Here is a 13,748-nt window from a genome sequence, read left to right as displayed (position 1 = left end):
GGGGAAGTTCGGTATGAACCTACAGAAAAGCAAAAACTCACGTTTTGCGCGTTTAACACGTGCTTTGAAGCTTAATTTTCTCAAATTGTTACGTGCTCCCGGCGGGGCACATAAAGTATCTACCGGATTTGCTTTGGGTTTTGGTCTTGAATTGATCGTCATTTCCACAGCATCTCTGGTATATCTCGTATTCTATCCGATTGTACGTTTGTCCGGTGGTTCACTGCCAGCGGCTATTGTGGGCAATGTGGTCGGCAAGCTAACATTCCTGCCCATCATATTGATGCCGCTTGCCAAGCAAATTGGTTCCTGGATATTGCCGGCGCACAGCATGGGGCAGGGGCTTGTTCATGAGAGTGCCTTTATGGAGCTGTTTCGCGGCAACTGGTCCGCGCTAAGTGAACTATTGCTGGGTGGTCTGGATATTCTGGCAGGCATGTCCGTCTTTGGAGTCATCCTAGGTGTGATTTCTTACTTTGTCGTCAAGTTCTTCTATGTCAGAGCACTCAAACGTCGCTTTGAACGTCGGTTGGAGAAACGCAAGCAAGCGGCGATGTCTCCAACTTCAGCTTCCGTGCTGATCAGGAAGACATCACAATCATAATCGGCAGAATGACCATGGACGCAGCGGTTGTCCACAGAATACAGCGGGAAACAAACTGCGGAGACGCATTGAATTGCTCGGCTAAAATGACGGCGTTCACTGCGGTGGGCATGGACGCCAGGATCAGCAGCACACTGAATAACGTTCCTTCAATCTGAAGTGCAGTCAGGATTAGATATGAGAGTACTGGCGCTGCGGCAAGCCTTACTACAAGTCCAGTCCAGAACGCTTTGCGAACGTTAGGTTTCCAAGGTTCGGAGGAACCGCGCGGTCTGAGCATCTGTGCACCGAGAATGGCCAGAACGACAGGAGAGTAACCGGCTGCGAGCATGGAGATGCCTTCATCCAGTGCTACTGGTAAGCTCAGATTAGATGCACGCAGGATGATGGCTATCGCAGCAGCATAGATGGAAGGCATACGGAAGACGGACAGAATCGCATTTTTGACCGTGAATTCGGATCTGGCAGCAAAAAAGATACCTACTGTGTTTACAATGATCATCTGTCCGATGACATATACCGAAGCCTTATCCAATCCAAGCTGTCCAAAGGCAAGCAACACAAGCGGGAGCCCATAATTCACGCAGTTCGTAAACGTGGAGACAAGGGTAAGTCCCGCTTTTTCGCTTGCCCCAAGGTGGAATACTCGGCTCAGCAGTTCAGCTAGTGCCCACAGGGCGATCAGATTGATGATGGAGAACCAGAACGTGCCCGTTACGTCTGTCCATGTAATTTCGGCGTGGAGCAGCGTATCAAAGATGAGCGCAGGACTCAAAATATAGAGGGAAAAGGTCGACAGCGGCCGAGTATCCCAATTTTTGAACTGTTTTAACAATATGCCTCCGATCACGGGAAGCGATATGGGCAGAAATACATGATATAACGTGAGCAGAAATGAATTAAACAACCGAATGCAGTCCTTTCTGGATGAAAAACCTATTTTATCATAGCAGAAGTTGACCTTCGTCGGGAATGGATTTTGGTATTGACTTGCGTAATGAGCATATGTTTAAGGCCACTTCTTTGATGGATGCGCAGGGGCGGTGGATTGCTATTTTGATATGGCAGATTTATTATAGAAGAGGTGCAACCAGATTACATACACATAGAGGAGGAAACTGTAATGAGTGAATCAAAACGCTTGCTCGTATTGGTCGGCTCTTATGCCGAAGCGGAAAATGAGGGCATTTACGCATATGAATTGAATGAGGATACAGGTAACCTCTCCAAGCTTGACGGCATCTCCGGCGTGAAAAATCCAACGTTTGTAAACGTGGATGCTGAAGGTAATAAACTGTATGCGATCGGTGAGACGGCGTCTGCCGAAGGCAATAAAATGTCTGAAGCTGTAGCTCTGAGCATTGATCCTTCAACAGGAAAATTGTCATTGCTGAATCGTCATGACTCCATTTCGGCTCCACCATGTCATATCCAACGTGATCCTTCCGGACGTTACTTGATCCTTTCCAGCTACCACGGTGGTCTGGTGGGTCTGCAAGCCCTGACGGATAACGGTGAAGTTGGCGTGCTTCTGGATGAGAAGAAACATGAAGGCAAAGGTGCTCATCCTGAGCGTCAGGACAAGCCACATGTGCATTCTGCATTCTTCAGTCCGGATGGCAAATATATGATGGTACAGGATCTGGGTGCGGACAAAATCGCAATCTACTCCATTGATGCAGAGAAGAACGAACTCGTACTGCACAGTGAAACCAAAACACATCCGGGTGCAGGACCTCGTCACTTGGCATTCCATCCGAACGGTCAATTCGCCTATGTTATTAACGAAGTGGATTCTTCCATTACGACTTTCCGTTATGATGCAGCAGCAGGCACATTGAGAGAGGTTTCCACCGTGTCCACATTGCCTGACGGCTATGATGGCAGTGAAAACACAACAGCTGAAATCGCCGTATCAAACGATGGTCGTTTCGTATACGGTTCGAACCGCGGGCATGACAGCATCGTGGTATTTGCAGTTGACGCTGAAACAGGACATTTGAAACTGGTTGAGCATGTATCTGCTGAGGGTGAACACCCACGTCACTTTGCTTTGACTCCGAATGGCAAACTGTTGATTGCAGCTAACCGCGATACCAACAATATCGTTTCCTTTACAGTGGATCAGGAGAGCGGGCGTCTGAAATACACAGGCCACAGCACAGGTGTATCCAAGCCGGTATGCGTAAAACCTGTATATCTGTAAATCCAGGATTTGAATGATTAACCGAGAGGTTTAAATACGTTTTCAGGATCAATTTGTATAATCTTGTTGACCTGATACTTTGGAAAGACCCTGTCCTTGTGACGGGGTCTTTTTTTGATGAGAAGAGCACATGAATTCGCGGATGATCTCATATGTGGATTGTGAACGATAACTTATTTTCAAGATATAAGTTCATATAACAATGTAATTTAATCAATAGTATCGTGCAAGTAACTACCTGACTTCAAAGTGCGTACTTTCTTAACGGATAGTCAGGTTCTACAATGAATGAGTAGCCATGACAAACATTGCATGCATCTGAACTGGCTGAACGGTGCAGGCTAAATATTTTAACATCCTTTACAGGATATACTCATACTCGAACAACAAAAGGAGAAATGAATCGTGAAATTGCAATTGGCATTGGACTTGGTAAACATCCCTGAAGGTATTGCACTTGTTAAAGAAGTTGAACAATATATCGATATCGTTGAGATTGGTACGCCAATCGTTATTAATGAAGGTTTGCACGCGGTAAAAGCGATGAAAGAAGCATTCCCTAATCTGCAAGTTCTTGCAGACCTTAAAATTATGGACGCTGGTGGTTATGAAATCATGAAAGCAGCTGAAGCTGGTGCGGATCTGATCACTGTGCTTGGGGCAACCAATGATAGTACGATCAAAGGTGCAGTAGCAGAAGCGAAGAAACAAAACAAACAAGTTCTTGTGGACATGATCAACGTGCCTAATCTTGAACAGCGTGCTCGTGAAGTTGATTCGCTTGGCGTAGATTACATCTGTGTACACACAGGTTATGACCTGCAAGCTGAAGGACAAAGCCCGTTCGAAGATCTGCAAACGATCAAACAAGCCGTGAAAAATGCAAAAACAGCTGTAGCTGGTGGCATCAAGCTGGAAACATTGCCTGAAGTGATCAAAGCACAACCGGATCTGGTAATTGTGGGTGGCGGTATTACTGGACAAGCAGACAAAGCTAAAGTTGCAGCTGAGATGCAACGTTTGGTTCAACAAGGGTAAGACAGATGAGCAGCCGACAATACGCAGTGGACATCTTGAAGGAGCTGGAACGTACGCTGAGCCAGATCGACGACTCGGAGATGCAGGCCATGGCGGAACGTATTCTGGCTGCCGAACAGGTTTTTGTGGCAGGCGCAGGCCGATCCGGCCTGATGGGAAAGGCTTTTGCGATGAGATTGATGCAGATGGGTCTGCGGGTATATATAGTTGGGGAGACCGTGACACCAGGGATCAGTCCGAAGGACTTCCTCTTGTTATGCTCAGGCTCAGGGGAGACAGGCAGTCTGGCGGCGATGGCTCAGAAGGCCAGTAAAGCAGGTGCGCCTGTGGGTCTGATCACGATTAAACCAGAGTCCACTATTGGACAGCTGTCAGATACCGTGGTTCGTCTTCCGGCCTCTGCCAAAGAGGATACAGCGACCTCCGGAGCCGAAGTGACCATTCAGCCGATGGGCTCCCTGTTTGAACAGGGGCTACTACTGAGCATGGATGCACTGGTGCTCACCATGATGGAAATGAAGAGTATGACTGGAGCAGACATGTTTGGGCGTCATGCCAACCTGGAATAGACCATATGTCATAAACTTGATGAAGTAGAATATATAAGTTGAACTAAACATTTACACAACAACGTAGAGGACAGAAATAAGCTGGAGAAGCGGAGCGTTCGCGTTTATGACCAGATTTTCACTTTTGATAAAGAGGATGAAAAAATCTGGGCATAACAGCGATCGGAAGATTTGTCTGTCATCGGAGTGGCTAGTGTAAATATTCATTAGTTCAACTTATAGATGGAAGACCGGAATACCCTTAAACAAGAGGGAGTTCCGGTCTTTTCTGCTATCGTTGTTTGTGGTCTGATTCGGGGTTTGCTTAACATCAGAGTCTTGCTGTAGTAGAATGTATACAAGCTGTATCGAACCAATGAACCCGTTATATGATACAAGGGAGCAGCAAGTTCTCCTGTTGCGGAGTATTCTTGTGATATGCGTATTGCATTTTAGTGATATAAGATTAAATGGAAGAAAAGGGGGCTCGGAGCCATGGCAGCCGAAGTCAAGGAACGCATCAACTTGAAAGAGATCAACTGTGAGAAAGAATTGACCCTTGCTGTTATTGGCGGCAAATGGAAACTGATTATTTTATGGCATCTGGGTCTTGAAGGCACCAAACGTTTCAGTGAATTAAAGCGATTGATTCCTCATATTACCCAAAAGATGCTGACCAACCAGTTGCGCGAACTGGAGGAAGACAAGCTAATTGAGCGCAAGGTGTATGCAGAAGTACCTCCTCGTGTGGAATATACGATGACGGATCACGGACAGAGCCTGATGCCCGTGCTGCATGCGATGTATAACTGGGGTAAAAACTATGGTGAAAATGTAATTTGGAAATCAGAATAAGTTATAGTCAGACGAACCGCCGGGTAAATGGATACTTCCATTACCCGGCGGTTTTTCTTTCCCTCTAATTCACTGACAGTTTTAAAAAAGTTTTCTTGAAACGTAGAAGGCAGAAATAGCCTGAAGAAGCGAAGCGTTCGCCTAAAAGCTTTCTGAAAGAAAGCTGCATCGGAAGCATATGCTTATCCCCGGATTTCCCCCTTTAGAAAAGGGATCAAAAAATCTGGGGATAACAGCGATCGGAAGGTTATTCTGCCGGCGGAGTGACGCGAGCAAACTAAATTTTTCAACTTGGTTGTGAATCCCTTGAACCAAAAGGCTCATTTTAGGATATGTAAGGTATAAATGCTCCGAATATGATACGATGAGAGATATTGGAAATGCAAGGAGGAGGACATTTAACGATGGAAAAAATACGTACACGCGATGAAGTAAACCAAGAGACTACCTGGGACTTGCGAGACTTGTTTGGAACTGACGCAGAGTGGGAGCAGGAGCTTAGATCACTGCCTGAAGCTGCTGCCCATATCGAAACATTCAAAGGACATCTGGGCGAAGGAGCAGAGCAGCTGCTGGCCTGTTTGGATGCCCGCGAAGCTTTGCAGGAACGCATTAGCAAAACGGCTTCATATGCCCGGCTGAAACAGTCGGAGGACAGTACCAATCCCGTGAATATTGAGAATTCAGCCAAGGCGGGAGACATCTTATCGAATTTGTCGTCGTCCTTGTCTTTTGTGAATTCCGAGATCGTGGATCTTCCGGATGGAACGGTTAAACGTTATATTGAAGAACTTCCGGGTTTGCAGCCGTATGCTCGCAGTTTGGATCGTCTAATTCAGGAAAAGGCACATCGTCTTTCGCCCGAAACGGAGAAGGTACTCGCTTCCCTTGGGGAAGTGCTGGACTCGCCATACCGGATCTATCTGCGTGGTAAATTAGCAGACATGACGTTTGACGATGCACTTGATGGCGATGACAATAACCGCCCGCTGTCCTGGTCATTCTATGAGAATAATTATGAAATGTCATCGGATACAAAGCTGCGCCGCTCTGCGTATGCTGCATTCAGCTCCAAGCTGAATGATTACAAAAATACGTTTGCTGAAGGTTACGCAACCGAAGTGAAGAAACAGGTCGTCATGTCCAGGCTGCGTGGATATGATGTTGTTACGGATATGCTGCTCAGCCCGCAGCAGGTAAGCAAAGAGATGTATAATAATGTACTGGACATCATCCAGCAGGAACTCGCACCTCACATGCGCAGACTGGCAGCTCTCAAGAAACGTGAGTTAGGTCTGGACAAGCTGATGTTCTGTGATCTGAAAGCACCACTGGACCCTGAATTCAGCCCTGCCATTACATATGAGGAAGCCTGCACGCTCATTCGTGAAGCTCTTGCCGTGATGGGACCGGAATATGGCGACATTGTGGAGCGTGCATTTAGTGAGCGCTGGGTAGATTACGCAGATAATGCGGGCAAATCGACAGGAGCTTTTTGTTCGTCCATATATGGTTCTCATTCCTATATCCTGATCTCATGGGCAAACAATATGCGCGGAGCATTTACACTTGCCCATGAAGTGGGACATGCTGGACATTTCATGCTTGCCGGGCATTACCAACGTCTTACGAATACACGACCGTCCCTCTATTTCATAGAGGCGCCTTCGACAATGAATGAAATGCTGCTGGCAGATCATTTGTTGAAACGTTCTGATAATCCGAGAATGCGTCGTTGGGTCATTTTGCAATTGCTCAATACGTATTACCATAACTTTGTTACGCATCTGCTTGAAGGTGAATTGCAGCGTCAGGTGTACGCACTCGCAACTAAGGATGAACCTATCACAGCGAAGACGTTAAGTCAGCTGAAAGGCAACATTCTCTCCGAGTTCTGGGGGCCTGATCTGGTGATTGATGAAGGGGCGAAATTGACCTGGATGAGACAGCCTCATTATTATATGGGATTGTATCCATATACATATGCAGCAGGTCTGACGGCATCTACCGCTGCTGCACAGCTGATTCGGGAAGAGGGGCAGCCTGCCGTTGATCGGTGGCTTGATGCATTGAAAGCGGGAGGAAGCCTTGATCCGCAAGAGCTGATGAAGCTTGCGGGTGTGGACATGTCTGGACCTGAGCCGATTCGTGCTGCTGTTGCCTATGTTGGCAGTCTGGTCGATGAACTTGAACGTCTGTATTCGTAATCAGGTTCATATAGTATACGGACAAGGCTTGTAGGGTTGTCTGCGTGCACCGTCTCCTTGGCAGGGGGCGGTGCATCTTAATTTGCAGGGAGAAGGGAACGATGATGAATGACGTCATTGAGCATATCTTCATCACTGGGCTGGTTAAGCATGGATGGCTTCGGTATTTTTGATGACATGAATGATGTTCCGGGATTTGAGGGCAATCAGAGTGGTTTTTTTGCTGGATTCAATGAGTTTGGAGCAATGAGTGCGTTTGGATCCATTTTTATCGGTGGCGTTTTTCTCATCATTGCCGGTGTTATTGTTTATGCCATTATTTCAGGGGTACGCACATGGTCTTCTAACAATGCATCAGCGCTGTTAACTTTGCATTCAACGATTGTGGCAAAGCGAACGAGAGTCAGTGGAGGTTCAGGGGACAGCAGGGCTTCCACCTACTATTACATTACATTTGAGCTGGACAACGGTGAACGGGTAGAACTTAACGTCGGTGGAAGTGACTACGGGATGTTTGTGGAAAATGACCGAGGCATGCTGACCTATCAGGGAACAAGGTTTAAGCATTTTGAAAGAGATGTGCAGCCTCAGTCCGGTGTTAGCAAAAACAGCTTTTATACGTGAAAAAATAGTGAAGCGGCTCCTCCCGAGTGGAGAGAGTCGTTTTTGGTATGGGTAAAAGAAACCAATCACAGGGTATTCAAACGCTTACAATGATGATATACTCGTAAAATAAAGCAAAACAGTATAAAACAAAAATAAACAAACAACAAAATAAAGAATAAAGTGCAGAGCAGCTATGATTGAAATCAAGAAATATTCAAGAGCGAAAATATAGTATGGGATGAAGGGCTGGTGAAGAGCGGTGAGTGTGCTGGCGTATGATTTGGGTGCTGGAAGCGGGAGAGCACTGCTGGGTCATCTGAATGATCGGGGAATGGAAACGTTGGAGATCCATCGGTTCAAGAATGAACCAGTAAAAGCGGGGGAGCGGCTGCACTGGGATATATTGAGGCTGCACCATGAATTGCTGGAAGGGCTGAACCTTGTTAAACAAAAGGGAGAGCAGCCTGAAAGTCTGGGGATTGATTCCTGGGCGGTTGATTTTGGACTGCTTGGAAGTCATGGTGAATTGTTGGGCAATCCATATCATTACCGTGATGCACAATTTAACGGCATGATGGATCAGGTGCGTAAGGAATTGACCTCTCAGCGAATTTTCGAACGCACAGGCATCCAGTTTCTTAGCTTTAACACACTGTACCAGTTGGCTACGCTTAAGCGAAGTGGCTCCCCACTGCTTAACGAAGCGGAGCGTTTCCTCATGATCCCTGATCTGCTTCGTTACTTTCTAACCGGTGAAGCGGTGAATGAGTTTACCAACGCCACCACAACACAGTTATACAATCCGACCACAGGACATTGGGACGGTGAATTGCTTGCACATATTGGTATTTCGGAGACGCTGTTTGGAGAAGCAGTCATGCCAGGTACTCGAGTGGGGCAGCTGCGCAGCAGCATTTGCAGTGATCTTGGATTATCTGCCATTCCGGTTATTGCGGTTGCAGAGCATGACACAGGTTCGGCGGTTGTGGCTGTTCCGGCAACAGAGCGTTCATTTGCTTACCTAAGCTGCGGAACCTGGTCACTTATGGGCACGGAGATTGATCACCCCGCCATCAGTTCCGAGAGTTTGGCGCTCAACTTTACGAATGAGGGCGGGGCAGGTGGTACGTTCCGTTTGCTCAAGAACATCATGGGCCTGTGGATTTTGCAAGAATGCATGCGTGAATGGGAACGGAAGGGACAGGGAATCAGCTATGCGGAGTTACTGAGCAGGGCGGAACTTGCTCCTCCATTTGCGAGTCTGTTTGATCCCGATGATGACAGGTTTATGCCAGCAGGGGATATGACCTCTCGTATACAACAATATTGCCGTGATACAGGACAGACTGAGCCGCAAGATCAGGGGGCTATTGCCCGTTCCATTCTGGAGAGCCTTGCACTGAAGTATCGGAGGGTGCTGGAATGGACAGAACAACTGTCCAGACAGTCTTTTAATGGATTGCATATGGTCGGTGGTGGCATTCAGAATCGTCTGTTATGTCAGTGGACAGCCAATTCCATTGGCAAACCGGTATGGGCGGGGCCAGCAGAAGGTAGTGCGATCGGGAACATGGCTGTACAGTGGATGGCAAGTGGAGCCTTTAAAGATATATGGGAAGCCCGCAAGGTCATTCGCGATTCATTCCCAGTTACTGATTATGAACCAAAGGACAGACCCATCTGGGAAGAGGCCTATGGTAGATTCCTAAGGTTGACGGCTTCGCCCAAATCACAAGCCGGGAGCGAGGTGTAACATGCTGGCAGCAGAGCGCTATGACCGGATTGTGGAGATGGTTAATGTTAAGGGCAGTATGCGTGTATCCGAGCTTAGTGAGCACTGCCGGGTAACAGAAGAGACCATTCGGCGTGATCTGGACCGGCTGGAGCAAGCAGGGCGACTGCGCCGTTCCCATGGCGGCGCTGTCAGCGTGAAGGAAGAGCAGCCGGAGATTCCTTACCGGGTAAGGGAAACAACACATGCAGAGGAAAAGAAAAGAATTGCCCAGTCGGCTCTATCCATGATTCGTCCGGGTGATCGAATTCTACTGGATGCCAGCACGACAGCAGGGTATATGGCGGCCAATATGCCGGATATGCCATTGACTGTATTAACCAATTCCATACAGGTAGCCACTGAACTGAGCAGCAGGGAAAAGATTGAAGTCATCTCGACTGGAGGCCAGCTGGCCCAACGATCTCTGTCTTTTGTTGGACCGCTCGCGGAACGTTCTCTGGAGACATATCATGTCGATAAATTATTTCTGTCTTGTAAAGGTGTGCATCTGGAAGGCGGAGGAATCAGTGAATCCAATGAGCTTCAGGCACGGTTGAAGCAGAAAATGGTCGGCATATCCGACCAGGTCATTTTGCTTGCAGATACGAGCAAGTTTGGAGTTCGTGCATTTGCCCGGGTAACCGGGTTAAATGCGATTCATGCGGTGATCACAGATCAGTCGCTTGATGATGATTTGATAGAACGTCTGAACAGCTATGATATCTCAATCACAAGGGTATAAAACAATACGGTATTTGATACTTATATGCGTTATAACAACAATTCATCAGTTATAGGAGCGTGTAATCATGAAGGTCTCCTTATTCATTACCTGCCTCAGCGATGCCATATATCCCCGCGTGGGGGAGGCGATGGTGAGATTGCTCGCCGCTCATGGCGTTCGGTTGGATTTCCCGCCCGTGCAGACCTGCTGCGGTCAGCCTTCCTACAACAGCGGGTATTGGGATGAGACACGGGTAGCCGCCAAAACGATTCTGGAAGCTTTTGATGATAGTGATTTTGTCGTCTGTCCCTCGGGCTCCTGTACGTACATGATTCATCATTATCCCGAGCTGTTTGTCGATGAACCTGTGTGGCTGGAGAAGGCTAAACGTTTGGAAGCCAAAGCCTACGAATTCACGCAGTTCCTCGTTCAGGTGCTTGGCATCACGGATTTGGGAGCACATTTTCCGCATAAGGTTACATACCATCCCTCCTGTCATGGCAGCCGTTTGTTAGGCGTAAAGGATGAGCCTATGGCATTACTTTCGGCAGTAAAAGGTTTGGAATTTGTTCCCCTTCCTTACGGAGAGGATTGCTGCGGCTTTGGTGGTACCTTTGCCATCAAAATGCCGGATATATCTGGTGCCATGGTCACAGAAAAGGTAGATCACATCAAAGAAACGGAAGCTGAAGTATTGGTAGGACTGGATATGGCCTGTCTAATGAATATCGCAGGTAACCTGCGGTATAGGAATGAACCAGTGCGAGTGATGCATTTGGCCGAACTGCTGTATGAGGGGGTGCAAACAGGATGAGTCAACCCGGTGTAATGGATGTTACCGTCAAAGAACGTGCAGAACTGGCTTTGAATGATGACTTCCTGCGGAAAGCCGTCAAGTTTACGACCGAGCGATTGCGTAATGGCAAGAAGTCCGCATCCGAAGAACATGGCAACTGGGAAGAATGGCGTGAACGTGGACGTCAGATTCGTCTGCATACGATCGCACATCTGGATTATTACCTGAATGAATTCGTCAATAATGCACGTGCCAATGGGGTTCATATTCATTTTGCGGATACTTCGGTAGAGGCAGCAGCGATTGCACTTGATATTGCGGCTCACAAGCAGGCTTCCACCGTGGTGAAATCCAAGTCGATGGTGTCCGAGGAAGTACATCTCAACCATGTATTGGAATCCGCAGGCATTGAAGCGATAGAGACGGATCTGGGTGAATACATCATTCAATTGGCGGGTGAAGCTCCATCTCATATCGTCATTCCGGCTATTCACAAAAACCGTTACCAGATTGCGGACCTGTTATCCAAGGAAGCGGGTGAAACTCTCGAACCGGACACCACCGTACTTGCCGGATTTGTACGCAAAAAGCTGCGTGAGAAGTTTCTTGAAGCCGATATTGGCATGACCGGCTGCAATTTTGCCATTGCGGAGACGGGTTCCATGGTCCTATTTGAAAATGAAGGCAATGCCCGCATGGTATCCACTGTGCCAAAAACACAGATTACCTTAATGGGTATGGAACGTATCATTCCATCCTGGACTGATCTCGAGGTGATGGCAACCTTACTGCCACGCTCCGCGACAGGTCAAAAATTGACGATGTATATGTCAGGCATAACCGGCCCTCGCCGAACAGAAGACGGGGACGGGCCAGATGAAATGCACATTATTATCGTGGATAATGGACGTTCACTTCAGTTGGGTGATCCCGAGTTTCAGGAGCTGTTGAACTGTATTCGCTGCGGTGCATGTCTGAACGCTTGTCCAGTGTATCGTCATATCGGGGGGCATGCCTATGGTGGAACCTACAGTGGACCGATTGGAGCGGTACTTACACCTGCACTGAATGGCAACATCGATGAATGGAACGACATCGCGGGTGCTTCCAGTCTGTGCGGAGCCTGTTATGAAGCCTGTCCGGTCAAAATTCCGCTGCATGATATGCTCGTATATTTACGCAGACGCAAGGTGGAAGAGGGCCATGGCAATAAGTTTGAGAGCGCTGGCATGAAAGGTTTTGCAGCGGTTGTATCCAATTCTAAACGCTTCGGTGCGGCTATTCGACTGGGACAGATTGGTCAGAAAGCCGTTGTTCGGAATAACGGAATTTCACTTAAACTTGGGCCCCTCAAAGGCTGGAACAGCTATCGGGTTGCGCCAAGTCTCGCCAAGCGTTCCTTCCGGCAGCAATGGAACAAGTTGGATCAGGAGCTGAATCAGGTGAAGAAAGAAATGGATTCTTCCGTTCGGGATCGAATGGAACAGATTCTGCGTGAGCGCGAGGGGGGTGGTGGTCAACATGAACACTGAACATCAGGAATGGCTGGAGCAATTGGAGAAAAAATCTCGTGCGAAGCAGGAGCACTTTATGAATGACATTGCGTCCAAATTGAGAAGACCACGGCAGACACATGCTCCGACCCAACCTTTTCGAGGTGCACCCGCATTCTGGACGGATCTGGACTGGGACATAGATAAACGCATACAGGCATTTACCGATAATTTTGTGAGTGTAGGTGCTCATATTGCACGGGTAAGAGACATTGGCGAAGCTTCGGACTTTATCGCTAATAAATCTCATGAATTGAGTGCGAAATATATCATACGTCAGAATGAACAGGCGCTGACGGATCTTGGATTGGAAGAGCAACTTCCCGATGTGCAGATTTCTGTATGGAACAGCCAAGCAGAGGAGAACTGGAAGGCACGGGCAGCCGAGGCAGATATCGGTGTAGTGATGGCGGATTATGCTACAGCATATACGGGTTCCGTCACGGTGCTTTCTTCGCCAGAAAAGGGACGCTCAGTTAGTCTATTGCCCACCGTACTCATCATTATTATTCCGATCGAACGGCTCTACACCAGACTTGGTGAAACGCTTGATCGCTTCGATGAAGCGGGAAGAGAGAATCTTCCAGCAGGCATTCATTTTATTTCCGGTCCCAGTCGTTCTTCCGATATTGAAAATGATTTGACCATTGGGGTACATGGACCGGGGATTGTATATGGTCTTATTATGGGATAACACCATTTCTAAATGCATAACCTCACGAATGACTGTCCAAAAGCAGCTTGTTGTCTGCGAAGGGCAGTTTTTTCTATGTCTAGTATGTCCATTATGAAAGGGATAATGAGCCATTCAATCATATGGCAGTAGAAAAAATATTA

General features: G+C 47.6%; 13 protein-coding genes. 12 read left to right on the top strand and 1 reads right to left on the bottom strand.

The features are described 5' to 3' along the window. Positions 1–13 precede the first annotated feature (13 nt). Complete coding sequence (locus gpAD87_RS14050; RefSeq protein WP_064638923.1) at positions 14–604, top strand: DUF2062 domain-containing protein; 591 nt, start codon at positions 14–16, stop codon at positions 602–604. On the opposite strand, the gene gpAD87_RS14045 is transcribed toward gpAD87_RS14050, so the two are convergent. Next, on the bottom strand, positions 582–1,511 hold the full coding sequence (locus gpAD87_RS14045) for an AEC family transporter (protein ID WP_064638922.1): 930 nt from the start codon (positions 1,509–1,511) through the stop codon (positions 582–584). The genes gpAD87_RS14050 and gpAD87_RS14045 overlap by 23 nt on opposite strands. A gap of 216 nt (positions 1,512–1,727) precedes the next feature. Between gpAD87_RS14045 and gpAD87_RS14040 the strand changes: the two genes are divergently transcribed. The 11 genes from gpAD87_RS14040 (at position 1,728) to gpAD87_RS13990 (ending at position 13,605) form a co-directional block, all read left to right on the top strand. Further along, positions 1,728–2,810 (top strand): lactonase family protein, encoded by a 1,083-nt coding sequence (locus tag gpAD87_RS14040; protein WP_064638921.1) that lies wholly within the window; start codon positions 1,728–1,730, stop codon positions 2,808–2,810. Between the two features lie 405 nt (positions 2,811–3,215). Continuing rightward, positions 3,216–3,848 (top strand): 3-hexulose-6-phosphate synthase, encoded by a 633-nt coding sequence (gene hxlA / locus gpAD87_RS14035; RefSeq protein WP_063563327.1) that lies wholly within the window; start codon positions 3,216–3,218, stop codon positions 3,846–3,848. Positions 3,849–3,853: 5 nt separating this feature from the next. After that, a complete protein-coding gene (gene hxlB / locus gpAD87_RS14030) occupies positions 3,854–4,417 on the top strand; it encodes a 6-phospho-3-hexuloisomerase (RefSeq protein ID WP_064638920.1) in 564 nt (187 codons plus the stop codon). 474 nt (positions 4,418–4,891) lie between these two features. Continuing rightward, positions 4,892–5,251, top strand: coding sequence for a winged helix-turn-helix transcriptional regulator (locus gpAD87_RS14025; RefSeq protein ID WP_064638919.1), 360 nt, complete (start codon positions 4,892–4,894; stop codon positions 5,249–5,251). A gap of 404 nt (positions 5,252–5,655) precedes the next feature. Continuing rightward, positions 5,656–7,458 (top strand): oligoendopeptidase F, encoded by a 1,803-nt coding sequence (pepF, locus tag gpAD87_RS14020; RefSeq protein ID WP_064638918.1) that lies wholly within the window; start codon positions 5,656–5,658, stop codon positions 7,456–7,458. Positions 7,459–7,575: 117 nt separating this feature from the next. Next, complete coding sequence (locus gpAD87_RS14015; protein ID WP_231952565.1) at positions 7,576–8,082, top strand: DUF2500 domain-containing protein; 507 nt, start codon at positions 7,576–7,578, stop codon at positions 8,080–8,082. A gap of 241 nt (positions 8,083–8,323) precedes the next feature. Next, positions 8,324–9,817, top strand: coding sequence for a rhamnulokinase (locus gpAD87_RS14010; protein WP_064638917.1), 1,494 nt, complete (start codon positions 8,324–8,326; stop codon positions 9,815–9,817). A gap of 1 nt (position 9,818) precedes the next feature. After that, positions 9,819–10,580, top strand: a complete 762-nt coding sequence (locus tag gpAD87_RS14005) for a DeoR/GlpR family DNA-binding transcription regulator (protein ID WP_064638916.1) — start codon at positions 9,819–9,821, stop codon at positions 10,578–10,580. Between the two features lie 67 nt (positions 10,581–10,647). Then, positions 10,648–11,376, top strand: a complete 729-nt coding sequence (locus gpAD87_RS14000) for a (Fe-S)-binding protein (protein ID WP_063563333.1) — start codon at positions 10,648–10,650, stop codon at positions 11,374–11,376. Beyond that, positions 11,373–12,890: a LutB/LldF family L-lactate oxidation iron-sulfur protein gene (locus gpAD87_RS13995; RefSeq protein ID WP_064638915.1), complete on the top strand. Its 1,518-nt coding sequence runs from the start codon at positions 11,373–11,375 to the stop codon at positions 12,888–12,890. The genes gpAD87_RS14000 and gpAD87_RS13995 overlap by 4 nt, the downstream gene beginning before the upstream one ends. Continuing rightward, on the top strand, positions 12,880–13,605 hold the full coding sequence (locus gpAD87_RS13990; RefSeq protein WP_064638914.1) for a LutC/YkgG family protein: 726 nt from the start codon (positions 12,880–12,882) through the stop codon (positions 13,603–13,605). Before gpAD87_RS13995 ends, gpAD87_RS13990 begins: the two co-directional genes overlap by 11 nt. Positions 13,606–13,748 lie beyond the last annotated feature (143 nt).

Source organism: Paenibacillus sp. AD87, assembly GCF_001659845.1.
Classification (GTDB): domain Bacteria; phylum Bacillota; class Bacilli; order Paenibacillales; family Paenibacillaceae; genus Paenibacillus; species Paenibacillus marchantiae.
Note: the sequence above shows the minus strand (reverse complement) of the source record. Positions and strands in the feature narration are given on the sequence as shown.